At 59.6% G+C, this 23,362-nt stretch carries 23 protein-coding genes; 18 read left to right on the top strand and 5 right to left on the bottom strand.

Going from position 1 to position 23,362, the window contains the following annotated elements; all coding sequences use genetic code 11:
• Positions 1-21: 21 nt before the first annotated feature.
• Complete coding sequence (locus WCT10_00770) at positions 22-1,608, bottom strand: glycogen/starch synthase (protein ID MFA6603355.1); 1,587 nt, start codon at positions 1,606-1,608, stop codon at positions 22-24.
• 54 nt (positions 1,609-1,662) lie between these two features.
• Here WCT10_00770 and WCT10_00765 point away from each other — a divergent pair, with 54 nt between their 5' ends.
• A complete protein-coding gene (locus tag WCT10_00765) occupies positions 1,663-3,063 on the top strand; it encodes a 4-alpha-glucanotransferase (protein ID MFA6603354.1) in 1,401 nt (466 codons plus the stop codon).
• 7 nt (positions 3,064-3,070) lie between these two features.
• On the opposite strand, the gene WCT10_00760 is transcribed toward WCT10_00765, so the two are convergent.
• Positions 3,071-3,571, bottom strand: a complete 501-nt coding sequence (locus tag WCT10_00760; GenBank protein ID MFA6603353.1) for a GreA/GreB family elongation factor — start codon at positions 3,569-3,571, stop codon at positions 3,071-3,073.
• Positions 3,572-3,732: 161 nt separating this feature from the next.
• Here WCT10_00760 and WCT10_00755 point away from each other — a divergent pair, with 161 nt between their 5' ends.
• The 10 genes from WCT10_00755 (at position 3,733) to WCT10_00710 (ending at position 13,876) form a co-directional block, all read left to right on the top strand.
• The gene (locus WCT10_00755; GenBank protein MFA6603352.1) at positions 3,733-4,248 is read left to right on the top strand and encodes a prepilin-type N-terminal cleavage/methylation domain-containing protein; all 516 of its coding nucleotides are present in this window, start codon (positions 3,733-3,735) and stop codon (positions 4,246-4,248) included.
• Between the two features lie 24 nt (positions 4,249-4,272).
• Positions 4,273-4,833 carry an epoxyqueuosine reductase QueH gene (locus WCT10_00750; GenBank protein MFA6603351.1) on the top strand — a complete coding sequence of 187 codons (561 nt, stop codon included), beginning with the start codon at positions 4,273-4,275 and terminating at the stop codon, positions 4,831-4,833.
• A 16-nt stretch (positions 4,834-4,849) separates the two neighbouring features.
• Positions 4,850-6,181, top strand: a complete 1,332-nt coding sequence (mgtE, locus tag WCT10_00745) for a magnesium transporter (protein MFA6603350.1) — start codon at positions 4,850-4,852, stop codon at positions 6,179-6,181.
• A 78-nt stretch (positions 6,182-6,259) separates the two neighbouring features.
• On the top strand, positions 6,260-7,954 hold the full coding sequence (gene glgP, locus WCT10_00740; GenBank protein MFA6603349.1) for an alpha-glucan family phosphorylase: 1,695 nt from the start codon (positions 6,260-6,262) through the stop codon (positions 7,952-7,954).
• 133 nt (positions 7,955-8,087) lie between these two features.
• Entirely contained in the window at positions 8,088-9,047 is a 960-nt protein-coding gene (locus tag WCT10_00735; protein ID MFA6603348.1) for an NAD-dependent epimerase/dehydratase family protein, read from the top strand.
• A 110-nt stretch (positions 9,048-9,157) separates the two neighbouring features.
• Entirely contained in the window at positions 9,158-9,964 is an 807-nt protein-coding gene (locus tag WCT10_00730) for a L,D-transpeptidase family protein (protein ID MFA6603347.1), read from the top strand.
• 158 nt (positions 9,965-10,122) lie between these two features.
• Positions 10,123-10,755 (top strand): hypothetical protein, encoded by a 633-nt coding sequence (locus WCT10_00725; protein ID MFA6603346.1) that lies wholly within the window; start codon positions 10,123-10,125, stop codon positions 10,753-10,755.
• Between the two features lie 411 nt (positions 10,756-11,166).
• On the top strand, positions 11,167-12,024 hold the full coding sequence (locus tag WCT10_00720; protein MFA6603345.1) for a hypothetical protein: 858 nt from the start codon (positions 11,167-11,169) through the stop codon (positions 12,022-12,024).
• Between the two features lie 74 nt (positions 12,025-12,098).
• Positions 12,099-13,076, top strand: coding sequence for an ATP-binding cassette domain-containing protein (locus WCT10_00715; GenBank protein ID MFA6603344.1), 978 nt, complete (start codon positions 12,099-12,101; stop codon positions 13,074-13,076).
• 8 nt (positions 13,077-13,084) lie between these two features.
• Positions 13,085-13,876 carry an ABC transporter permease gene (locus WCT10_00710; protein ID MFA6603343.1) on the top strand — a complete coding sequence of 264 codons (792 nt, stop codon included), beginning with the start codon at positions 13,085-13,087 and terminating at the stop codon, positions 13,874-13,876.
• Between the two features lie 53 nt (positions 13,877-13,929).
• On the opposite strand, the gene WCT10_00705 is transcribed toward WCT10_00710, so the two are convergent.
• Both WCT10_00705 and WCT10_00700 read right to left on the bottom strand, forming a co-directional pair.
• Entirely contained in the window at positions 13,930-15,744 is a 1,815-nt protein-coding gene (locus tag WCT10_00705; GenBank protein MFA6603342.1) for a M3 family metallopeptidase, read from the bottom strand.
• A gap of 147 nt (positions 15,745-15,891) precedes the next feature.
• The gene (locus WCT10_00700) at positions 15,892-17,799 is read right to left on the bottom strand and encodes a M3 family oligoendopeptidase (GenBank protein MFA6603341.1); all 1,908 of its coding nucleotides are present in this window, start codon (positions 17,797-17,799) and stop codon (positions 15,892-15,894) included.
• 172 nt (positions 17,800-17,971) lie between these two features.
• Between WCT10_00700 and WCT10_00695 the strand changes: the two genes are divergently transcribed.
• Complete coding sequence (locus WCT10_00695; GenBank protein ID MFA6603340.1) at positions 17,972-18,190, top strand: hypothetical protein; 219 nt, start codon at positions 17,972-17,974, stop codon at positions 18,188-18,190.
• A gap of 68 nt (positions 18,191-18,258) precedes the next feature.
• Here WCT10_00695 and WCT10_00690 read toward each other — a convergent pair whose 3' ends face one another.
• Entirely contained in the window at positions 18,259-18,909 is a 651-nt protein-coding gene (locus tag WCT10_00690) for a hypothetical protein (GenBank protein MFA6603339.1), read from the bottom strand.
• A 176-nt stretch (positions 18,910-19,085) separates the two neighbouring features.
• On the opposite strand from WCT10_00690, the gene WCT10_00685 reads away from it, so the two are divergent.
• From WCT10_00685 to WCT10_00660, 6 genes are all read left to right on the top strand, one after another.
• Complete coding sequence (locus WCT10_00685; GenBank protein ID MFA6603338.1) at positions 19,086-20,285, top strand: class I SAM-dependent rRNA methyltransferase; 1,200 nt, start codon at positions 19,086-19,088, stop codon at positions 20,283-20,285.
• A 12-nt stretch (positions 20,286-20,297) separates the two neighbouring features.
• A complete protein-coding gene (locus tag WCT10_00680) occupies positions 20,298-20,636 on the top strand; it encodes a hypothetical protein (GenBank protein ID MFA6603337.1) in 339 nt (112 codons plus the stop codon).
• Positions 20,637-20,736: 100 nt separating this feature from the next.
• Complete coding sequence (locus WCT10_00675) at positions 20,737-20,964, top strand: hypothetical protein (GenBank protein ID MFA6603336.1); 228 nt, start codon at positions 20,737-20,739, stop codon at positions 20,962-20,964.
• A gap of 121 nt (positions 20,965-21,085) precedes the next feature.
• Complete coding sequence (locus WCT10_00670; GenBank protein ID MFA6603335.1) at positions 21,086-21,643, top strand: 3'-5' exonuclease; 558 nt, start codon at positions 21,086-21,088, stop codon at positions 21,641-21,643.
• A gap of 98 nt (positions 21,644-21,741) precedes the next feature.
• A complete protein-coding gene (locus tag WCT10_00665; protein MFA6603334.1) occupies positions 21,742-22,125 on the top strand; it encodes a response regulator in 384 nt (127 codons plus the stop codon).
• Positions 22,126-22,234: 109 nt separating this feature from the next.
• On the top strand, positions 22,235-23,362 hold a 1,128-nt coding region (locus WCT10_00660), incomplete at its 3' end, for a hypothetical protein (protein MFA6603333.1).

Genomic DNA, 23,362 nt, shown 5'->3' with positions numbered 1-23,362 from the left:
ACGGAGTTCGCGCCGGCGCGGTCAGCTGTCGGCCTTGAAGATCTTGCCGAGTATCTTGCTGAAACGGTCGGTCAGCGCCAGTGGCGGCCGGCGGCCGGTGCAAATGCGCTCATACCAGTTCTCGTATTCTTCCGCCGCGTCGTCCCAGGTCACGACGCTCGCCATGGCGTTCCTGACCAGGCGATGCCACTGCGTCGACTGGCGATGGATGGCCAGCGCTTCGATGATGGCTCCGAACAGCGCCCAGGCCGATCGTTCGCGGAAAGAGAAGCCGTTGCCCTCGCCGGAATTCGGATCGAAGTCAGTGACGATGTCGTTCAGTCCGCCGGTCCGCCGCACCAGCGGCACGCAGCCGTAGCGCAGCGCCTCAAGAGCGATGATACCGCCGGGCTCGAAAGAGCTCGGGATGAGCATCAGGTCGGCTCCGGCAAAGATCTTGCGCGGCAGTTCGAAATTCGAGAACAGGTGCAGGCCGAGGTTGTTAGGGAAATGTTTCTTGAGTTCGGTGAAACCCTGCCGGAACTGTTCATCGCCGGTGCCGAGCACCACGAGTTGGGCGTCGGGGCGGGCTTCAAAGACGCGCGGCGCGGCTTCGAGGATCAGATCGATGCCTTTTTGCGAGGTCAAGCGGCCGCTGAAAGCGATGACTGGGACGTTCGGATCGATTGGCAGGCCGAAGGCTTTCTGCAGATCTGTCTTGTTGGCTTCTTTGCGGCGGAAATACGTGTAGCTGCTGTAGATCTTGGCGATGCGCTTGTCGACCGCCGGATCGAATTCTTCGGTATCCAAGCCGTTCAGGATGCCGTGCAGCTTCTGTTGGTTCTGCGCGAGGACCGCCAGCAGGCCTTCGGAGTACTCCGGCGTCAGGATCTCGCGGGCGTGAGTCGGACTCACGGTCGTGACCGCGTCGGCGTATCGGATGCCGCGCAGCAGGATGTTCTGGCCGGCCAGTTCCTTGGATCTGATCGGCGCGAGCGGTTTTTCGCCGTCGTCCTTCTCTTCCTCGCGCATGAAGCGGAAATCGTAGACGCCCTGGTAGCGGAAATTATGCACCGTTAGGACGATGCAGGTGTTTTTCATCAGTTCCCGATAATCCGGATGGCGCCGGGCCATTTCGATGAAGTAGCTCGCGTGCCAGTCGTGGCAATGGACGATATCCGGCCACCAGGCGTTCTTGTCGCCGCGCGCGAGCCGTTCTTTCTGGATTCGCAGCCATTCCAGGCAGCTGCGCGAAAGCAGCGCAAAACGCGTCGGATCATCGATGTAACCGAAAACGTTCTCGCGAAGTTCGTAGTATTCGCGATTCTCGAGAAAATAGACCGGGGCGTCGGCGCCGCGTTCCCTGAGCGCCAGCACGTTGCAGAGCAGCGGCTTTTCCGACTCGGCATCATCCGAGCGGACGGCCAGATTTTGGACGTCGCTTTGGAGCTCCAGTTTTTTGCCGGCCGCGTCGGCCAGTTTGCTCGTGCCGTACTTCGGCGTGAAGATCCGCACGTCCAGGCCGTTGCGCCGCAGCGCCCGCGGCAGGAAATACATCACCTGGGACAGGCCGCCGACCTTGACGAACGGGGCCACTTCAGCCGAGAGAAAGAGTATTTTTTTCGCCATAAAAACATTATAATACAAATATCGTTCCAGGCATAGCTTCGAATGCTGAAAAATATGTCAAAGATCGTCGGGACCGCCGCACCGCTTTCCTGTCTGTGGGAGTCTGGCGGGCGGTCAAAGAAGCCCGAGGCCGGCACTACGGCCGCCGGGATCGTTTTTCTCGGCTGGCTCAAGGCGACCGGGCAGAAAGCCTGGCAGCTTTTGCCGCTCTCGGAGACCCATCTGGAGCCGGGATCGCGAGTGAAACGCGCGTCTTCGCCGTATCAGGGGTATGGCATCGGTTTCGGCACGCGTTATCTGCCGCCGGCGGGCCGTCGCCTCCGGCCGACGCGTCGGCAGTGGTCCGTTTTTGTCCGCGAGAACAGAGGCTGGCTCGACGATTATTCGTTGTTCGCGGCGCTGGCTGCGCATTTCGGAACCGATGACTGGACCGTCTGGGAAGCGGCTATCCGCGACCGCGAACCGCAGGCCATGAGGCGCTGGCGGCGGCGTCTGGACGCGAGCTGGCGGCGCGAGGCCCTGACCCAGTGGCGTCTGCGGACGGCCTTCCTCGGGTTGCGGGCCGCGGCTTCAGCCGCCGGCGTCGAACTCATCGGCGATCTGCCGTTCTATCTGCCGAACCGCAGTCCGCTGGTCTGGGCGCATCGGGAGTGTTTCGATCTCGACCGGAATGGCCGGTCGCGCGCCGTGTCCGGCGTGCCCGACGGTCCGCGGTCGCATTTCGGCCGGCAGGTCTGGGGCCATCCTTTATATGATTGGCGGCGGCCGGCTCGCGTTCTCCGACTCTGGCGCCTGCGGTTGGATTTTTACGCCGGCTTTTACGATCTGTTGCGACTGGATCACGCCAAGGGGTTCTTCAATTTCGGCGCCATGGATCCGATTGATCCGTCCCGCGACGCTATCCGCACCGGACCTGGCATGGCGGCGCTTCGCCGGGTGATCGCCAGCGCCCGCGGCCTGAAACTCGGACTGTTCGCGGAGGACGCCGGCGATCGTCTGCGAGGATTGCGCCGGACCCTGCGGCAGCTGAAAATTCCCGGGATCCGGCAGCTGCGGTTCGCTTATAACGAAAAACGCCGACGCCTGGAACGGAATTACGCCGACGTCGCCGCTTACCCCGAGAACTGCCTGGTCTACACCAGCACCCATGACACCGAGACCTTGGTCGGCTACCTGCGGTTGCTGACCGCCGCGGAGCGCCGGTTGCTTTGCGCTCATGTCGGTGTGCCGTCCAGTGCCGATCACCGGATCATGGCCCGGCGGCTGATTGGAGCCCTGGTCGCGTCGCCGGCCCGCCGCGTCATCGTGCCGGTTCAGGATTGGCTGGGTTCGACCAGACGCATCAATATTCCCGGGACCGAAAAACCGACCGCTGATCCCAACTGGCGTTATCGCCTGGAGCGGCCGATAAAAAAAATGCCCAGCCTGGAGTGGTTGGGATTGCCGCGTTCCTGAAAGCCGGTCAGCTGACCTGACGGATCAGATAAACGGTTCCGGTCGCCGATAATTTCACTTCGTCGCCAGCGCGACGGCCGAGCAACAGTGCACCGAGCGGCGAGAGATGCGAGATCCGGCCAGCGGCCGGGTCGGTCTCTTGGGAACCGGTGATCACGTAAGTTTTGTCGCGGCCGCCGAAGCTCACCTCGACCGTGGAGCCGATGCGGACGTGGCCGAGTTCGTCGGTTCCGGGCTCGATCACGACGGCATTCTTCAATTTTTCCTTCACCGCCAACATCCGGCCGTTCATGCCGAAGAGCCGCCGTTTGGCTTCCTGATAAGCGGCATTCTCCGACAGGTCGCCCATGTCGCGCGTGCGATTCAGTTCCTCGGTCGCGGCCGGCAACGACCGTTCGAGGCGGCGCAGTTCATCCTGAAGAGCGGCGATGGCCTCGGCGGAGAGGAAATTATCGCCGTCGCCGGCATATTTGCGGTTAAGTTCGGATTTGCGTTGCGGTATCTGCATATTTGATCTCTTGATGTTAGCGCTTGCGCGGTCTGGCTGCAACGAGGGCGCGCGGAAACCGCTTCCTTGATGCGCGGATATCCGAGCGGGGGATAAGCTTGTCGCTTGGAATTCTGGTATCATAGCACCAAGCCGGATAAATCAGAGCGAGCTGGCCAATTATGAGCGGATATCTTACAGCGCGTTCCCGTCGTCGGGGTGCTTTCACTCTCATCGAGATCCTGATCGTCATCGGCATCATCGGTCTTTTGGCGACCATGGGCGCGGTCGCAGGCGGCGGCGCTCTGAAAAAAGCCCGCGATACGAAACGCAAGAGCGATCTGGCGCAGTTCGGGCGTTTCTTCGCGATCAGTTGTCCGATGCCCGACGCTGGTCCGGGCGAACATGATTTCGCCGTGATCGTCTCGGAGTTGAAGGCCAAGAATCCGCAGATCGCCCAGCTCGTGGGCCGAATCCCGCGCGATCCGCGGCGCGGCAGCGACACCGAATCCTACTATCGCTACCTGGTCTCCGCGGACGGCCGGAAATGCGCGGTCTACGCCAATCTCGAGAATGCCGCGGAAGTCGTGACTAACACCCGGATCACGGCGCCCGAAGCCGGCGGCGGCACCGGCGTGCTGCGCGGCGCAAACGTCGGCTGGAACGGCACGGACCGGTACTTTCAGGTTTCGAATTGAGTCCGACGATCATCGCCACCGATCATGTCCGAAAAGATCCTGCTCCACACCTGCTGCGCTCCTTGCAGCATCGCCGTCATCGATGAATTGCGCGCCAGCCGCGAAGTCGTCGTCTTTTTCTATAATCCCAATATCTATCCCGCGGCGGAATACGACAAAAGGAAGGCAGAGGTCGTCCGGGTCTGCCGGGAGTGGGGGATCAGGATGATTGATGCTGACCACGAGCCGCAGGTCTGGGAAGAGGCGGTCGGCGTCCTGGGTGCGATCACAGAAGGCGGCTCGCGCTGCGCGGCCTGCTGCCGCCTGCGTCTCGCCGCCGCGGCGGCCCGGGCGCGCGATCTGGGCATAGCGGTTTTCGCGACCAGCCTCTCGAGCGGCCGCCAGAAAAACTCTTCCGTCATCAATGATCTCGGCCGCGCTATCGCCGGCGAATTCGGATTGATCTTTCTCGACGAGGATTGGAAAAAGAAAGGCCGGTCGGAGAAAGCGCGGCAGCTGGTCGCCGAGCGCGGCATCTATCGCCAGCGTTATTGCGGCTGCCGATACTCTTTGGCAGCAGCAGAAATCTCGGCTCGCGGAAAATAATCGTTAATCAATCCGTATGCCCAAAGGAGAATTATTGCGGACTGTTGATGCTGCTCTGTCGTCAGGCGATGCCGAACGCTGCAAGACTGCGGCCGCCGGGCTGAATCTCATGTTCGTGGCGGATTGCATCAATCGACAGACTGCTCGACGCGTCAAGTTATTTACTGCCTTGTCGCCTGAAGCGCAGGGACCAGTATTCGTCAGACTTACGGATCAAGCTCGCGCCGCTGTCATCGCTCTTCTGGATGACGACGCGGCTGCTTTGATGCTGCAATTAATGGATGAGGATGACGCCGTCGACGTACTGCAACAACTGACGCCGGAACGGCAGGAGGAGATTTTGGGTAAGGTCCGGGTCGACAAACAGGCCAAGATCGAGCATCTATTCCGGTTCGCGCCGGAGACTGCCGGCGGACTCATGGACCTGAATTTTATCATCGTCAGGGCGGGTTATACCTTTGCCGAGGTGGCAGAGAAGATCCAGAGGCATATTGATCGCGATCAGCGCGCGCCGCTCATTCTGGTAGCCGACGAAGGCGGCCGATTGTTGGGACAACTGTCCTACAAGGACTTGATTCTGAATCCGCAGACGGCGCAGATAGCCAAGTTAGTCAGGTTGATGCCGATGGTTCCGTATCATAGCGACCAGGAAGATGTTGTGCGCATCGCGCGTAATGAGCAGACCGACGTCATTGGCGTGGTTGACGATGAGGGTCTGATCCTGGGCACGGTTCACGTTCGCGACTTGCTGCGCATCGTCGAGACCGAGGCTACCGAGGATGTCTACCGTTTTGCCGGCGTTCACCACGACGAAGAGATCGGCGATCCGGCTCATTACAAGATCAGGCGGCGTTCGGTCTGGCTGGTCGTCAATCTGTTCACGGCCACCTTGGCCGCCTTCGTGGTCTCGCGTTTTCAGAATAGCATCAGCCAGATGTCGCTCCTGGCAGTGTTCATGCCCATGGTGGCGGGCGAAGGCGGTAATGCTGCGACTCAGACTTTGGCAGTCGTTGTCCGCGGCCTCGCAGCCGGCGACTTGACTTGGCCAGAAGCCCTGAAGGTTATCAAGCGCGAAGCGCTGGCGGGCTTCGTGAATGGCCTGATCGTCGGCGCAGTCGCGGCTGTCGTGGCCGTTCTCTTTCACGCGCCGCTGCTCTTGGCTTTGGTCCTGGCGCTCGCCATGATCGTGAATCTGTTCGTGGCCGGACTTTTCGGAGCCGCCGTCCCGTTTCTCTTGAAGAAGATCGGTATCGATCCGGCTATCGCCAGTTCGATTTTCGTGACCACGGCGACTGACGTATTCGGTTTCTTGGTTTTCTTGGGTCTGGGTACTTGGTTGCTTCTCTAAACAACAGGTGCAATCACAATTTTGATACGGCTGCAGTAACAGCCGACGTGGTATAATTAAGCCAAGTCCAATCTGGTTATGGCCCAGCTGATCGAAGAAAAAGCGCGATTCGAGGCTTTGCGAGCCTTGCCGGAGTTCGCCCGGTTCAATGGGCGTCCGGTGGCTTATTTTTGCGCCGAATACGCTTTTAATGAACCGCAGCGGCGCTACGCCGGCGGCCTGGGCGTCCTGGCCGGAGACATGGTCCGGGAAGCGGCCGACCTGAAATTTCCGCTGCTCGCCATCGGTTTGTATTATCGCGAAGGGTACATCTGTTCGCGTAAAAGCCTTGGCGACGGACAATCCGTGGAAGCTTGTGAAGCGACGCCGCCGTCGCGCGCCGGTTTCGAACCCGTCTATGATCAGAAAGGCGAGCGGCTGCACGTTATCGTGCCGATCCACGATCGCAACATCAGATGTCGGGCGTGGCGCAAGTCCATCGGCCAGGTTCCGGTCTACGTCCTCGATACCAACTGCGAGGAGAACCTGCCGGCCGATCGCGGCATCACCGACCGGCTGTACGACAACGACAAAGAGACGCGTTTCAAACAGGAGATCGTCCTGGGGATCGGCGGTCTGCGCCTGATCGAGGCTTTGGGCATCCATCCGATCGTCTATCATCTGAACGAGGGGCATTCCGCCATGTTGGCGCTCGAACTCATCCACCACGAGATGCATGAGCGGCATATCGGTTTCGACGAAGCCAAACAGTTTGCGCGCCGCCGCATCGTCCTGACCAACCACACGCTCGTGCCGGCCGGCAACGAGGTCTACAGCTACGACTTGGCCACCATGCTGCTGCAGCGCTACGCCATCGACCTGTCCGTTCCCGTCCATGAGCTCGTGAAACTCGGACTCGTCCAGCAGTCGAGCGAATTCTCGCTCACCATGCTGGCGCTGCGCATGTCGACCATCGTCAACGCGGTGAGCCGGCTGCATGCCGCCAAGGCCAAAGAGATCTGGACGGATCATCCGATGGTGGCCGTGACGAACGGCATCCATGTCCCGACTTGGGATCGCATCGGCGACGATCATGCCGGTGCGGGGTCGTTCTGGGCCCGGCATCAGGAAAAGAAAAAAGAATTGTTGGATCATATCCGCGCCGCCACGGGCCGGGAGTGGAGCGCTGACACCCTGCTCATCGGCTGGGCGCGCCGCATCGTCCGTTACAAGCGTCCGCTCGCGATCTTCGAGGACCTGAAACGCTTGGCCGATCTGGCGCGCGCCGCCGGCCGTCCTTTCAAGATCGTCATTTCCGGATACGCACATCCGAATGACACCGACGGCGAGGGATTATTGAAAGAGATCATGAAGTTGACCGAGGGTGAACTTGCCGACATCGCAGTTTATCTGCCGGGTTATGGCCTCGGTTCAGCGGGACTTCTCGTCGCGGGCTGCGACGTCTGGCTGAACACGCCGGTCGTCGGCTTCGAGGCTTGCGGTACGAGCGGTATGAAAGCCGCTTTGAACGGCGTGCTCCAGCTTTCGACCAAGGACGGCTGGATCCACGAGGCGCCGCTCGACAACGCCGGCTGGATCCTGCATAACGACCATCTGAATCAGGATATTTTCGACCGCCTGGAGAAGGATATTCTACCGTTATATTACGCGCGCAACGCCGCCGGCACGCCGGAACTCTGGGAAGAGCGCATGCGCCATTCGCGCGCCATGATCCTCGAACAGTTCACGGCGACCAGGATGTTCCGCGAGTACGTCGAGACGTTATATTCCTAGAGCTGGGCGGCGGCCGATCGAGCCTCATCATAAGCCGCGGCAGATCCGCCGCGGCTGAATTGTCGTGAGCGGTAATTGACTTTCGGTTCAGGGCGGGGTAAAAAGAGCCGTTCTTTCACAACAGGAGTCAGCCATGAAGATCCTGATCACCGGTTCGAACGGCTACGTCGGAAATTTTTTGGCCGAGCATTTTTCCCGGCAAGGGATCCCGGTCGTCGGCCTGGATATTGCTTCGATGCCGCGCCAGCGGGATTATCCGAATTTTCGCTTCGTGAAATGCGATGTCCGCGACAAGCCGCTCGTCCGCCGCATCTTCGCCGACGAGTTGCCGACGCATGTCATCCATCTCGCTTACCTCATGGATCCGCAGCACGACGCCTTGTTCGAATGGGACGTTGATGTTTACGGTTCGATGAACGTCTTCATCGCCGCTCACGACACATCCAGCGTCGTCCAGTTCATCCACTTCAGTTCCGCGAGCGTCTACGGCGGCTGGCCGGACAATACCATCGGCATCACCGAGGAGCGGCGTCCGCGGCCGCGCGACTGGGTGTACGCCCAGAACAAGGTGTGGGTGGAAGATCATTATCTGCGCTTCGCCAAACGGGCGGACTTCAAATTGGTCAACTTCCGGATGTGTACGGCGGTCGGTCCGAGCTACTACAAGCCGGGCGGCGTCGTAGCCGTGCTGGCGAAGTCGCCAGTCGGCCTGCTGCTCGACGGCTCTGACGCCGAGATCCAATTCATCCACGAGGACGACGTCAAAGCGCTCGTCGGCCTAGTGCTCGCGGACGCGGAGATCGAAGGTGTCTTCAATCTCGCGGCTGATTCGTATTCGTGCCAGCGGGAAATGAATCCGAATTCGCGGAAGATCTTCCTCAGCCTGCCGAAACGCCTGTTCAAGGCGGTCATCGCCTTGCTCTGGAAACTGCGGCTCAGCAGCGTTTCGCCGACCTCGGTCAACCTCATCGCTCACGGGATCGTCGTGTCGCCGAAGAAATTGCAGGAACGCTACGGCTATTCGTTCCGCTATTCGACGCGCGAGGCTTTCTTCGATGCCTATCATCGGAGGAAAGAGAACGGTACGCTTTAGCGGACAATGCCCTCCTGGCCGGGGGCATTTTTTATTTGTCTGCGCCAGCCGCCGCCGGCGGCTTGAAATCGATCCAAAAAAGCGGTAAAATTAAAGCAGAGGAAATAAAAATGACCACGGTCAAAAAACGGCAAAACGGTTCATTTGCGTTGGGTATCCGGCAGTCGGCATCAGCCCTGGCCATATTATTGGCGTGGGGTTTTTTTATTCCGGTCGCGCCGCTCTGGGCGGCCGAGTCCGATCTGACCGATACGGACCATGACGGCCTGACGGATCTTCAGGAAACGAGCATTTATTTCACCGATCCGACGTTGCCCGATACCGACGGCGACGATTATGACGATCTGGCCGAGATCCGGAACGGCTACTCGCCGCGGCATGGAGCCGGCGCCCGGCTGATTCAGGTCGATTCGGACAGCGACTACCTGAATGACGCCTGGGAACTGGTCCTGGGCACGGGTCTCATGAATCCGGATTCGGACGGCGATCTCTACCTCGACGGCACCGAGGTAGCGGCGTCGTATAACCCGCTCGATCCGTCGTCCAAAAAATTGGAGAAACTGATCAAGGTGGACCTCGCTCGGCAGCGCCTGGAATATTCTTTCGCCGGCAAGCAGTTCGGCGCCTTTCCGATCTCCAGTGGCATCAGCGGCATGTCGACGCCCAGGGGAGAGTTCAGCATCCTGGACAAGCAGCCGAGCAAGGATTACGGCGGTCGCGGTTTCGGTTTCTATTATCCGGATACGAAATGGAACCTGCATTTCACCACGCAACGCTGGCGTTACTACATCCACGGCGCGTATTGGCACAATGATTTCGGCCGACCGAAAAGCCACGGCTGTGTGAACGTCTCCTATAACGACATGGAAGCGCTTTATTGGTGGGCGCAGGTCGGAACTAAGGTCGTCATCAATTGAGTCGGCGCCGGCCGTTATTTCTAGACCGTCGGCATTTGTGGTAAACTTTCGATATGAATCGTGACGTCTCGAAAAATTTCAGGATATCCCGCGTGATCGCGTTACTGACAGTGGTACTCGCGTTGCCGCTGTTTTCCGGTTGTGGGATGACTATTGGTTTGAACGGCCGATCCCCGGAAGATCTGGTTCGCGGGATCATCGGTTTGAATGACGCTCCGCGGATCGAGTTCGACGATTTTTATGGCCAGTTGCTGGAGGAGGGGCGAAGCTGGGCCGGCGATAAATTGCGGATCGGACGGATCAGCGTCGGTTCGGCCGGAACTGTCGGCCGATCGCGTGGCGCCGCGCCGATCTGGATCGCCGACATCGTGCGCTGCGATCGCGAGGAAGAGATTGTCGGTGCCGATCAGAAGATTCCGAAGATTAAGCTATGTTCTGGCAAGTTGCGACAAGCAGTGATGTCCAATCTGGATATCGACGGTTATGAGATCGGTTTTAATTTGGGCAAGGAAGATTCTTTTATTGGCAGCGCGGTGAAACCGGAATTGATCAAAGTGGCCGCTGCCGAGGCTCAGCGTCTGGCTGATGCGGCGATGGGCAGCTCCGATGCCGACTCTGGCCGCTACGTTTACGAACTCGATATCCGCCGCGCGGATGCCAAACCGCTGTGGCGCGTCCGAAAAGATTGCGATGCGGATTCGCCAGACGGCGGCGGGTGTTCGGCGTCTGATCGCTGGGTCGTCGAACTTGAGGCTGACACCGGCAAGATCATCAGCCAGGAGCATTTATAATTTCAATCGCGCCACATCTCCGTGGTTTTGAACGGGCCGGATAAGGCCTGTTTTTAAATTTAGCGAGCGGCTAAAGAAGCTTAAAAGACGCACACCTTTGACACCAGTTCCGTTAGCGGTAAGATGGCCTTGCCGCTAAGCCTATTTCGGCTGGTTATAGGGGGTGAACCCATGAACCGTGGCCTTTGTGAAGTTCTGGTGATGGTGGCTGGACTGTTCTTTCCAATTTCCGCTTGTTCTCCCGCCGAGGAGCGCGAGAACAGCCGAATCAACGTTCCTGACGACGCGACTGACGCGGCTTTGAACCCGGAAAGTCCTGACCGACGGGTCAACGCTCCTTTTCCGGGGACTGTCCGCGCGCATGGCGCTCAGCGACGCGCTGGCGACAGCCACAGGCCGCCGACGATTAGGTTGCGCTCAGTGGACGAACTTGCCGCCGCTGGCGCGAGCATCGAACCGCGGATCGACCCGATCACGGTCGAGATCACGGCTATCGAGATGCCGCTGATCGCCTTCGAGCCGGATGCTATTACCGGCGCTGAACTACCCGAGCCGGTCGCGGCTGATCAGCGTCCGGAATCGACGGACGCCGAGTCGGAATCTTCAGCCGAGTTTTCGTCAGCGCCCGAAAAAAACCGACTCCAGCTACAACTGGACGATCTGCAATCGCAGAACGCGGAGTTGATCGAGCGCATCGAAAAACTCGACGAAAAGATCACGCGGCTGGAGAGTAAAACCAGCCACGAAACCGTCGGCGTCGGAATCGGCATCGCTTCCGGGTTAAAGAATGCCCAGGGCGAACACCGGCTCGTTCTCGAAGCTAATTTGCGGTATTTCTACGCCTGTCTTTACGCCCAGAATGGCGTTTGCGGCGGGGTTTCCACAAATTTACACCTGTGGAACGTCCGGCTCCGTTGGTTCGGCATCGGTCTGATGTACTACGGCAATTACGGTATCGATCGGGCCTTGTCCGTGCCGGAATTCGAACGCAAGTTCGATCTGATGCTGACTTCCGGTCTTGATTGGCGGGTTTGGGAGGGGTTGGAGCTCCGAGCGCAGGCTGCTTGGTTCATACCGTCGCCCAAGCCTGTCTATAACAAGGCCAAGGAACGCATCGAACAAGCCGCCGAAGAATTTGACATCTATGACTCGGACAGCCGCGCCGCGGCTCGCCATGCCCCTAGTGATGCTTGGGACATCGTGACCGAGGCATATAAACGCGCTTTCCGATCGCCGTACTTGATCATCGGCGCCAGGTGGGAATTCTGACTTCAAGCCCCGTCCTCGGACGGGGCTTTTTTCATCAGACAAACGTCTTCGAAGATGTTATGATGCATGCTGTTATGAGCATTGTTGAAGTGAACGGTCTGACCAAGAAATTCGGCGATTTCACGGCCGTGGAGGCGGTCAGTTTCAACGTGAACGAAGGCGAGATCTTCGGTTTTCTCGGACCGAACGGCGCCGGCAAATCTACGACCATCGCCATGCTGACGACGCTGCTCCAACCGACCGCTGGCGAAGCCCGCGTGAACGGTTTCAGCGTGATCCGGGACCGCGACGAGGTCCGCCGCAGCATCGGCATCGTCTTTCAGGACCCTTCCCTGGATGATCGTCTGACCGCCGAAGAGAATCTTCGCTTCCATGCCCGGCTTTACGGCGTGAGCGGGGCTGAATATCGCCGACGGCTCGAGGAGGTCCTGCGCCTCGTCGAACTCTGGGACCGCAAAGACCATATCGTCAGGACTTTTTCCGGCGGCATGAAACGTCGGCTGGAGATCGCCCGCGGCCTGATCCACTACCCGAAACTGCTGTTCCTTGACGAACCCACTCTCGGACTCGATCCGCAGACTCGGAGTCATCTGTGGGAATATGTCCTCAAACTCAAGCGCGACCAGAAGATGACCATCTTCATGACCACGCATTATATGCAGGAGGCTGAATATTGTGATCGCATCGCTGTCATTGATCATGGCCGCATCGTGGCTCTGGATACTCCGGCGGAACTGAAGAAACAGGTCGGCGTCGACACTGTGACCGTGATCGCGGCCGATCATGACGCGCTCAAGCTGACGCTGCGCGATCGTTACGGTCTGGAATCGCGCGAGCTCGGCGGAGCGGTCGAATTCGGCGTGGTTGAAGGGGAGAAATTCCTGCCGAAATTTTTGGCCGAACCGGGGCTGAAGATCTCTTCCGTCGCTTTGCGTAAACCGACCCTCGACGACGTTTTCCTGAAACTGACCGGCCGGGTCATCCGCGACCAGGAAGCCGGAGCCGCCGACAAACTCCGAAACCATCTGCACGGCCGCCCCGCGCATCATTGAAGAAGCCTATGAATGTCCGACAGAACACCGCCGCCATCATGGTCGTGGCCGAGCGCGAACTCATCCGTTACTGGCGCGACAAACCCCGTATCGTCTCCACGCTGTTCCAGCCGCTGATGTTCCTGTTCGTCTTCGGCAGTGGCCTGCAGCAGACCTTGTCCCGGGGGAATTTTGGGGTGGATTTCCTGCAGTTCATGTATCCCGGCATCATCGCCATGAGCATCATGAGCCTGGCGTTCTTCTCGACGATCTCCACGGTCTGGGATCGGGAGTTCGGGTTCCTCAAGGAGATCCTTGTGGCTCCGGTTTCCCGCGTCAGCATCGCGCTCGGCAAGATGGCCGGCGCGGCCGCCATCGCTTCGCTCCAGGGCGTGATCCTGCTGGCGCTGGCGCCTTTCATCGGCGTCAGGCTGCATTGGTCGGTCATGCCCAAACTTTTACCGCTCATGATCCTGTTGGCGTTTGTCATCGCCGGACTCGGCTTGTTCATCGCCTCCTTGGTCAAGACCGTCGAGAATTTCGGCGTGATCATGAATTTTTTCGTCTTCCCGATGTTCTTCCTGTCTGGCGCTTTCTTTCCGCTCACGGCCGTACCGGCCTGGATGAAGGCGGTGGCACTCATCAATCCGCTGTCCTACGGCGTCGACGCCATGCGGCAGATCCTGCTGGCGCCGCAGGTCTCCGCGCGCGTTCTGGATACGCTGATCCTGCGCACGGCCTCCGCGGACGCGGTGATTCTGGTGGCCTTCACAGCGGTCTTCTTGTTCGCCGCGGTCCTGGCTTTCGACAAGAGAAATTGAGCGACAGTGATAAAAAATACCACCCCGAGGAGCGGGGTGGTTTTCAGGTCTGTCTAGAAGCTGACGCCGAGCAGGTAAGACAGCTTCTCGGCTTCGGCGATGAGGCTGCCGAGCGAGAGCTCCAGTCCTTGGGACCAGAATTTCGCGTCCGCGGGGTCGAGGCCGAACGGCTTCAATAGTCCGATCGCATCTTCGACGCTGCTGTTGCGGAGCAAGTCGCAGTATTTGGATTCGAATTCGCCGGGAGGGAAGTTGCCGCGCACTGCGAACAGCGAGTGCGTCAGCAGTTCGCCGAAGGCGTAGCTGTAGACGTAGAACGGCTGGTGGAAATGGGGCAGGTAGGCCCAGAGGTGATCCGTGTTCTCGTAGGTGAAAGCCTCGCCGTAGAGTTTCTTGGTCTCTTCGATCCAGATCGCGCATAGTTCCTCGACCGACAGTTTCCGGTCCGTGCCGTGAAGCCGCTGTTCGAAGTTCGAGAAGCCGATCTGTCGGACCACGGTGGTCATGATATCGTCGATCTTGCCCATGATCAGGGCCAGCAGGCGGCGCGGATCGCCGGCATACTGGCGACGGAGATCGTCGAAGACGAGCATTTCGCCGAAGACCGAGGCGGTCTCGCAGTAGGCTGTCGGCGCTTCCGCCATGAGCGTGCCTTGGCTGGCGCTCACGAGCAGGTCGTGCACGCCGTGGCCGAGCTCATGGGCGAGCGTCATGACGTCGCGGGTCGAGCCCAGGTAGTTCAAGAGCGTGAACGCGACGGTCCGGCCGCCGGGCAGGGTCGCGGATTGTTCGTAAGCGCCGCCCATCTTGCCGGGCGTTGCCGGCGCGTCGACGTGTCTCTCGACGAGTATCTGCCGCACGAGCGCGGCGAGGGTCGGCGAGAAAGCCTGGTAGGCGTCCACGACGATCCGCACGGCCTCGTCGAAGGGGATCTTGGTTCCGTCAGCCTGGCCGATCTTGACGTTGCGGTCGCTCCAGCGGAGACGCGGCAATCCGAGATGAGCGGCCTTGAGGCGGTAGAAACGCTTCACAAGCGCCGGACCTTCGTCGGCCACGGCCCGATGCAGCGCTTCGACCATCGCGTCCGATACGGCATTCTCGCGGTTGCGGGCCTCCAGCGGATGCTTGTAGCCGCGTTCTTTATCCTCCAGCCGCTTGGCGGCGGCGAGCTGATAGAGCGTCTGTGCCGCGTAGTTCGCGAAGACGCCTTTCAGACCTTCGTTCAGGGTCTTCAGGGTGGCGGCGCGGATCTCCGGATTCGAATTTTCGTAGGCCAGATCGAGCATCTCCTCGAGCGTCAATTCCTGGCCCGCGTGATCGAAACGCAGGTCGGCCTGGAGCTCCTCATGGAATGATGCCCAGGAGTCCGGACCGAAAGGTTCGCGGATAGCGAGCGCCTGTTCGACCGGTTCGGAGAGCAGGTAGGGCTGTTCTTCGCGGATGCCCTGCAGATAGGGCCGATGCTTTTCGACGAGCGGGTCAGCGGCCGCCTGGCGGTCGATGTCCGCCTGGTCAAGCGCGACGATCTCGTGATCCATGAACTTGAGAAACTTGCCGCAGGCGAGGCTCAGACGATTGGAGGCGTCGGCGAGTTTCGCCTGGATGACGGCGTCGCCGAGGTCCAGATGATGCCTGAACGTCAGGTAGGTGAGTACTTTGCTGGACAACTGTTCGATCCCGATCAGGTCCGCGAGCGCGGCGCCCAGTTTGTCCTTGAGCCGGCCCTGGAAGTTCTGGTGGAAAGTCGGAGCGGCAAGTTCGAGTGCTTGAATGTCGGCTTCGAGCTGCGGGTCGTCGAGTCCGGAATAGAAACAAGACAGGTCCCAGCGCCAGTTTTCAGCGCCCAGATTGATGGCGGATGCAACCATTCTGATCCTCCGGGTTGGTTGTCAAAGAACTGCCAGCAGCTAAACAAAATGCCGCGCTATGGTCAATCGCCGCGGCAGATCCCGCAAGATCGCGGCCTGCAAAAAAGCCGCTCTCAGATGAGAGCGGCTGGTGTCGAAAAAAGCTTCTTACGGAACGTCGTAGCCGAGCTCGCGGCTCAGGCGTTCGGCTTCCTGGACCATCGCGCCCAAGCTGAGCTCGATGCCCTGGGACCAGAATTTGGGATCGTTCGGGTCGAGGCCGAAGGGGCGCACCAGATCGACGGCATTCTTGGTGCCGCCGGACCGGAGCAGATCCAGGTAGAGCGGTTCGAATCTGTCGCCGAGCCGGGCGCGCTGGCCGTAGAGGCTGTGCGTCAGCAGTTCGCCGAAGGCGTAGCTGTAGACGTAGAACGGCCGATGGAAGTGGGGGACGTAGACCCAGAGGTACTCCATGTTCTCGTAAGTGAATACGTCGCCCTCGGCGCCATACATTTCCTTGGTGACCTCGAGCCAGATGGCGTTGAGTTCGTCGACCGTGAGCCGGCGTCCGGCGGCATGGACCCGCCGCTCGAAGTTCGAGAAGCTGATCTGCCGGACACTGGTGTTGATCACGTCGTCGATCTTTTCCATGAGCAGGGCCAGCTGGGCTTCTTTGTCGCCCTTTTTGGCCGCTTCAGCGCGCAGATAGTCGAAGACGATCATTTCGCCGAAGACCGAAGCGGTTTCGGCGTAAGCCATCGGCGCTCCGTTCATCAGCGATCCCTGAGCCTCGGCGGCCAGCTGCCCGTGGACGGCATGGCCGAGTTCGTGGGCGAGCGTCATAACGTCCCGTTCGGAACCTTGATAATTAAGGAGCACGAACGAGACGGCGCGGTCTTTCGGGATCATGATCGTGAGGCAGAAAGCCCCGTTCGCTTTGCCCGCGGAAGCGGGCGCGTCGATACGCCGCTCGGCGTACATCTGTCGGACATACGCGGCCATGGTCGGACTGAAGCTTTGGTAGGCCGAGGCCACCGTCCGCATCGCTTGATCGAACGGGATGTCGGAGCCGGCGTTATCGAACGGCAACCGGGCGTTGCGGTCGCTCCAGCGCATCCGTTCCAATCCTAGGATCGCCCCTTTGAGGCGGTAATAGCGCCGGGCGAGCGGCGCAGCGGTCTCTTTGACCGCGTCATGGAGCGCGTTGACCACTTGGTCCGGAACGGCATTGCTGCGGTTGCGCTCGTCCATCGGATGCGCGAACCGGCGCTCCCGATCCTCGACCGCTTTGGCTCCAGCGATCATGTTCAGCGTCTGGGCGGCGTAGCGGGCGAAGAAACCGCTGAAACCGTCGTTCAGCGCCTTCTGGGCCGCCGCGCGCTCTTCGGGATCAGGCGCCGCGGACATGATGTTCAGGAGTTCCTTCAGCGTCACGTTCTTGTCGTTGAAGGTGAAGCGTAGTTCGGCTTCGATCTCCTCGTAGAATTTGACCCAGGATTCGGCGCCGTAAGGCGCGCGCGCGGCCAGAGCTGCTTCGATATTTTCCGAAAGCAGATGCTGCTTCTTGGCGCGGATGGACCGGATGAACGGCGTGAGCCGTTTCAGGTTCGGATCAGCCGCGATCTGCCGATCAAGCGTTTCCTGGTTGAGTTGGATCACCTCGTGTTCGAAGAAGTTGAGGTTTTCCGAAACCGCCAAACTGAGACGCTGTTCGGCGTCAACATACTTTGACCGCACTTTTTCATCGGTCAGATTCTGGCTGGTCTTGAGCATCAGGAAAGCCAGGACTTTGTTCATGAGCTGGTCGATCTCGTCATAGGCCGCGATGGCCGAGCCGAGGCTTGTGTTCAGCCGGCCCTGGTAGTCAGTCCGGAATTTGTGGAGCGACTTTTCGATACGAGTAAGGTCGGCGGCGATCTGTGGATCGTCGATCCCTTTATAGAAGACCTTCAGATCCCAGCACATCTCATTGCCGCTGCGGTCGCTGATTGCGCAGGATTTGACCGACGACTCGGCATGAGTGCAGCTGCAAACCAACAAACAGACGGCTAGCCAAAAACGGAGCTGTCGAAGCATGGAGGTACTCCTTCCATTGTTCGCCTCTATTGTCAAAGACCGGTTGCGGGAAACTGGCCCGCTGGCCATACCTAATCAAAAGCGGCGGTTGAGGTCAAACCGCCGCGTGGCCAACTGAACCCAGTCGTGCTAAAATAGCCTGCGTTTAGACGAATAATCAACAGCCGGATCTATGCTCAGGGAAATCGCATTCTATCGGGTTTTGGGGATGCCGCTCATCATGCTTGATGGTCTGCTGGCTTTCTTGTTCTTCGGCGCCGCCGCGGTGGTCGGACGGTACGGTGCCAGGCTGGGGATCAGGAACTACTTCAAACTTCATCTGTGGCTGGCCGGTACGGGACTCCTGATCGCTTTGTCGCATCTGCTGATCAACCTGGCGATCATGTGGTGATCCGGCTTTCGCAACTTCAGACCAAAGAAAAACCCGGTCGTTCAGACGATCGGGTTTTGCGTTGAGTCTCAGCTGACGAGGATGATCCAGTTTCCCGGGGCCTCGCGGCGGTCGCACAGCGGCGGCGTGAGCAGGACGTACCTGACGAGCGGTTCGAGCTGGGACACAAGCTTCTGGTCGCCCAGGACGGCAAAGCCCAGGTAGTAGATGATCACGTCCCACATGCCATTCTGCAGGCTGGCGCGATGGCGCTCCCAGATCGTACCTTTGACAGCCTGAGCGACTGCGATCTCCAGACTGTCGCCGGCGGATCGGATCACGGCCTGGCGCAGTTTGGTCTTGAAATCATCGCCGAACGTCCGATCAAGACCAGAGGTCCACCAATAGCGATAGCGGGTCCAGAGCACCTGCCAGAAACCTTCGCCAATGAGCAGTCCCGACACGAGGCGAAATTTTTCGTCGCTGGTCAGGCGGATGTCCTTGGTCTTGGTACTGGTCGAAATAGTGGTGCAGCCGATCACTTGGCGGTTGAGCGACGAGGCCAATATTTTTGTGACCAGGTCCCTGTTGCAGGAGTAGTCGCTCTCGAGATTAAGCCGCTTGGAACGTATCACTTGTCGGAAACGCTCAAGTCGGTCGATCGCGTGATGGAGCAGATTCGGGTCTTTGGCGACCGGGTGCAATAGCTGCCAAATAGCTCGTAATTCGTTCTGGGGCATTGGGCACCTCCCGTTGGTAAAGAGCCAGGAAAGCCGGCGGCAAAAAGCTTCGGCAAAGCCATTTAACCGCAATCCGGCGGAAAGTCAACTCCGGACGTCCGTGGCGTCTGGTCGGAGCCGTAAAGTCCGCGCCGCTGTCATTTTTTAACCGGAAAAGGTATGATGCCGGGCGAACTATGACTACACTACCTATCGTCAAATTAGCCTCCGGCAAAGAGGTTTCGGCCCGCCATCGCCACCCCTGGATCTTCTCCGGGGCTTTGGCCGAAAAACCGGCTGACCTCGCGAACGGCGCGCTCGTCACCGTCGCTGCCGCTTCCGGCCAGCCGCTCGGCGTCGGCACTTATTCGAAGCACTCGTCGATCGCTGTGCGCTTGCTGTCTTTCGGCGAAGCGGTGATCGATGAAGCCTGGCTGCGCGGCCGGCTCCGGCGCGCCGCGGAAGTGCGCGCGCTCCACGGTTACGCCCCCGGCGGCGCGACCAGCGGTTACCGTCTGGTCTTCGGCGAAGCCGACGGTTTGCCCGGACTCGTGGTCGACCGTTACGAGGACGTCCTTGTCCTGCAGATCTCGACCGCGGGCATGGATCTCCTGAAACCGCTGATCGTGAATGCACTGGCCGCGGAATTCCAGCCGCGCTGCATCTTCGAACGCAGCGACCTCGCGGTCCGCAAGGAAGAGCAATTGCCCGATGTCGCCGGTCCGCTCCAGGGCGAGGATCCGGGGCTAGTCGAATTCCAGGAGAACGGCTGGCGTTTCCTGGCCGACGTCGCTCACGGACAAAAGACCGGCTACTTCCTGGATCAGAAAGACCTGCGTCTGGCTGTCAGCAGTTTCGCGGCCGGCCGCAAGACCCTGAATCTTTTTTCTTATACCGGTGCCGGCAGCATCGCCGCTCTGAAAGGCGGGGCGGCTTCGGTCCTGAACGTCGACGGTTCGGCCGCGGCGCTCGAGCTTTGTCCGCGCCAGGCGGAACTGAACGGCCTCAAGACCGCTGACATCTCTTCCGAGACCGCCGATGTCTTCCAGTATCTCGCGACCAAGACCGAGCCCGAATTCGATATGGTGCTGCTCGATCCGCCGGCCCTGATCAAGAGCCGCAAGGATGCCGAAGAGGGGAAGAAGGCTTACCATTTCCTGAATCGCGCCGCCCTGCGCCTGGTCCGCGACGGCGGGATCCTCGCGACTTCCAGCTGCTCGCACTTCCTGTCCGAGGAGGATCTGTTGTTCGTCCTGCGCCGGGCTTCGATCCAGGCCGGCGTCGAACTTTCAGTTTTGGCTTCGATCCGGCAGAGCGCCGATCATCCGCGCTCGGTCTATTTCCCGGAGAATGATTATCTGAAATCGTTCATCTGCCTGGTCCGCCGGACCGGTTGACGACTGCCGCTTATGCCGTATATCGACGCCGCCAAGCGCGAACGCTTCGATCCGCTGATCGACCGCCTGGCCGAAGAGATCGCCGCGACCGCGGGGTCCGACGAACACGAAGCGGCTTTCGCCGGCTATCTCAATTACGCCTGCACGCGGCTGGCATTGAAGGTGGTGCGCCTGCGGTTCCACCGGATCCGTTACTGGCTGATCGCGCTGCTCAGCGGTACTTTCCGCAATGTCGCCGACGAATTCTACCGCCGGCTGGCGGCGCCCTACGAGGACAAGCAGATCAAGAAGAATGGCGATGTCGACGAATACGAGGCTCTGCTGGCCGCTGATGTCGACCAGGCCAAATGATTGACTGAATCGGCCGTATTTGGGAATCTGAAGCCGCGGCGCCGCAAGGCCCGCGGTTTTTCGCGGATCCGCTCTTTGACCGTAATCTCAGGAGGTTCTCATGTCCCTGTCAGACGAAAAGAAGAAAGCCTTGGCCGAAGAACTCGATCGTCTTCACGGCAAACTCCAGGTGATCAAGCGTGATCTGGAGAACGCCAACTCCGGCTTCGCCGAGACCCAGGTTTTTCTGAACGCCCGCGGTCTCACTAACGTGAGCCAGCTTGACCGCCAGGGTCTCGAAGATCTGCGCCGGCATCTGGAGTCAGTGCTCGCCAAACTTTCGAACTGAAACCCGATCGCGCCGCCGGACCATGCAGGTCCGGTTTTTTTCTTGCCAAACCAAGCCGGCTGATCTAAATTGACGGCAGGCGCGCAGAGTCGCCGCCGGTTCTTTAGCCAAGGAGAAAAACATGGGCCAGAAGACGAACAGGATGCCGATGTCGGATCGTCCGATCGCGATCACCGATATCGAGACGACTGGTCTCGATCCGGACACGCACGAGATCATCGAGATCGGTCTCGTGCTCGTGGACCAGAAGACGCTCGAGATCCTCGACACCTACGAAGTGAAGGTGCGTCCGGAGCATCTGGAAACGGCGCAGCCCGAGGCTTTGAAGGTCAATGGCTACGATCCCGCCGACTGGCAGAATGCCGTGCCGCTCGCCGCAGCGATGGCAGAGTACGCCCGGCGCACGCGCGACGCGATCTTCCTCGCCCATAACGTCAGTTTCGATTGGCCCTTCGTAGCCAAGGCGTTCCGGAAGACCGGAGTCAGGGACGAGATGAGCTATCATCGTCTCTGCAACATGTCCGGCGCCCGGTTCCTTTTGCACAACAAGGGACTCGCGAATTTCAAGCAGAATCAGGTGGCCGAATTCCTCGGCCTAGAACCGGAACCCGAAGTCCATCGTGCCCTGAATGGCGCCATGCTGGCCTACCAGGTCTTCCGGATCCTGAACGGCATGTAGATCTTCCAGACGGGCATCAAGCCCGTCTTTTTATGCGCCGCCAGCCGATTGCCGCCGGTGGTCGGATGAGCTATAATTAAAAAGAAGACATATATCTTATGCCCAAGACCATTCTCTGCATCGACGACGACCCCTTTTATAAGGATCTTTTCAAGGCGATGCTGGAGCCGCATGGCTACAATGTCGTTTCCGCCCTGGATCCGGCGGAAGGCTGGTCGAAATTAGCGACCTCGAAACCGGATCTCATCACACTCGATATCATGATGCCGGAAAAAGAGGGTTTCTTCGACGGCTTTGGTTTCCTGAAAAAGCTCCGTACGGAGAGCGATTTCAAGACGGCTCCGGTCATCATGATCTCGGCTTTGGGCGATCCCGAAGATATCAAGCATGGCATCAGTTCCGGAGCGACCGATTTTCTGCCCAAACAGGACATGACCCCGGACATCCTGCTGGCCAAGGTCAAAAAAATATTGGGTGAATAAAGATCAAAACACGGCCCGCCTTCCGGCGGGTCTTTGATTTGGCCGGTTATCGTCAGCGGTCGGTCGTGCTATAATTAAAACATTAACCAATCGTTCGTCACGCCAAATTATGCCTAAAGAACGCCGTGTTACAACGCAGTATTGGCTGGCCGCCATCGGCGCCGGTCTGCTCATCCCCGCGTGGGGAATTTTGGCCCAATCCGCGCCGCCGGCGCACGGTCCGAGCGCTGAAGAGCTCGAGAGCTATCGGTCGCAATACGAAGCCCGGTACAACCAGGCGCCGACAGCGCCGGAATCCGAAGCCGAGCCGTTCCAGCCCGCATTCGAACAGCCGGGCGAGATTCCGGCGGAAGCGCGGCAGTACGCCACCGACGCCGAGCTGATCCAGATCTATTGCGCCATGACGCGCTGGAAGAGCGGGGATTTCTTCGCTTCCATGGAGGCGGTGAAAAAACACGTCTGGCCGATCTACGACAAAGGCCGCGAGATCGAACCGAGCATCGAGCGTCCGGACGTTGACGGATTCATCGCAGCCGGCCAGAAAAAAGTCGAGGCCATCTGCGGCGCGACGAGCGTTGACGAGGCTGATCGTCTGACCAAGGATTTCATCAGCTGGGGCCAGACGACTGTTTTCGCTGAGATGCAGGCCTCGAAAAAACAGATGGCCGACAAGCTGAACAAGGCTTCTGAAAGCATCCGCGTCAAGGCCGAGGAAGCGATCAAGCCGACCATCGAGCAGAAAGAAAAGGAGATCCGCGCCAGCGCCGAAGCCAAGGCTGATCAGCTGGTCGCGGCCATGCAATCCCGGTTCGAAGGCCGGACGACGGCCCCGAGCGAAGCTGAACTGGCGGCCGCGGTCGCCGAGATCGATCGCGGCGTGCAGTCCTACATCGCGCCGCTGATCACTGCCGCGGAAACGGAGATCTCCGCCCAGGCGCAGGAAGCCGTGGCGCCGGAAAAAGCGCGGTTCGAGGCCATCAGCGCGGTGGCCAAAGACATCAACGCCAAAATGGCCGCGGAGATCCAGGCGTCTAAAGCGGATTATTTCAAGTATCGCGATGAAGCGGTCGCTCTGCGCAAAAAGATCATCCTCGGCTACCTCGACAAGAATCTGGCCGAGGTCATGACCAAGCTCGAGGGTTCCCGCGCCGATCTCGCCGCCGCGAAAAAAGCCGACCCGAACATCCAGGATGTCGATGAGATCAAGACGCTCGTCGCCGCCGATCGCCAGGCTTTG

It is taken from the genome of Patescibacteria group bacterium (assembly GCA_041667185.1).
Taxonomy (GTDB): Bacteria; Patescibacteriota; Patescibacteriia; order SG8-24; family SG8-24; genus JBAYFM01.
Note: the sequence above shows the minus strand (reverse complement) of the source record. Positions and strands in the feature narration are given on the sequence as shown.

Bases quoted from the DNA above. Each gene is read 5' to 3' on its own strand.
- WCT10_00665 (MFA6603334.1), top strand. From the start codon at position 21,742: ATGCCCAAGACCATTCTCTGCATCGACGACGACCCCTTTTATAAGGAT.
- WCT10_00755 (MFA6603352.1), top strand. From the start codon at position 3,733: ATGAGCGGATATCTTACAGCGCGTTCCCGTCGTCGGGGTGCTTTCACT.
- WCT10_00770 (MFA6603355.1), bottom strand. From the start codon at position 1,608: ATGGCGAAAAAAATACTCTTTCTCTCGGCTGAAGTGGCCCCGTTCGTC.
- WCT10_00705 (MFA6603342.1), bottom strand. From the start codon at position 15,744: ATGGTTGCATCCGCCATCAATCTGGGCGCTGAAAACTGGCGCTGGGAC.
- WCT10_00670 (MFA6603335.1), top strand. From the start codon at position 21,086: ATGGGCCAGAAGACGAACAGGATGCCGATGTCGGATCGTCCGATCGCG.
- mgtE (MFA6603350.1), top strand. From the start codon at position 4,850: ATGCCCAAAGGAGAATTATTGCGGACTGTTGATGCTGCTCTGTCGTCA.
- WCT10_00750 (MFA6603351.1), top strand. From the start codon at position 4,273: ATGTCCGAAAAGATCCTGCTCCACACCTGCTGCGCTCCTTGCAGCATC.
- WCT10_00690 (MFA6603339.1), bottom strand. From the start codon at position 18,909: ATGCCCCAGAACGAATTACGAGCTATTTGGCAGCTATTGCACCCGGTC.
- WCT10_00675 (MFA6603336.1), top strand. From the start codon at position 20,737: ATGTCCCTGTCAGACGAAAAGAAGAAAGCCTTGGCCGAAGAACTCGAT.
- glgP (MFA6603349.1), top strand. From the start codon at position 6,260: ATGGCCCAGCTGATCGAAGAAAAAGCGCGATTCGAGGCTTTGCGAGCC.
- WCT10_00730 (MFA6603347.1), top strand. From the start codon at position 9,158: ATGACCACGGTCAAAAAACGGCAAAACGGTTCATTTGCGTTGGGTATC.
- WCT10_00760 (MFA6603353.1), bottom strand. From the start codon at position 3,571: ATGCAGATACCGCAACGCAAATCCGAACTTAACCGCAAATATGCCGGC.
- WCT10_00715 (MFA6603344.1), top strand. From the start codon at position 12,099: ATGAGCATTGTTGAAGTGAACGGTCTGACCAAGAAATTCGGCGATTTC.
- WCT10_00710 (MFA6603343.1), top strand. From the start codon at position 13,085: ATGAATGTCCGACAGAACACCGCCGCCATCATGGTCGTGGCCGAGCGC.
- WCT10_00700 (MFA6603341.1), bottom strand. From the start codon at position 17,799: ATGCTTCGACAGCTCCGTTTTTGGCTAGCCGTCTGTTTGTTGGTTTGC.
- WCT10_00685 (MFA6603338.1), top strand. From the start codon at position 19,086: ATGACTACACTACCTATCGTCAAATTAGCCTCCGGCAAAGAGGTTTCG.
- WCT10_00765 (MFA6603354.1), top strand. From the start codon at position 1,663: ATGTCAAAGATCGTCGGGACCGCCGCACCGCTTTCCTGTCTGTGGGAG.
- WCT10_00735 (MFA6603348.1), top strand. From the start codon at position 8,088: ATGAAGATCCTGATCACCGGTTCGAACGGCTACGTCGGAAATTTTTTG.
- WCT10_00695 (MFA6603340.1), top strand. From the start codon at position 17,972: ATGCTCAGGGAAATCGCATTCTATCGGGTTTTGGGGATGCCGCTCATC.
- WCT10_00680 (MFA6603337.1), top strand. From the start codon at position 20,298: ATGCCGTATATCGACGCCGCCAAGCGCGAACGCTTCGATCCGCTGATC.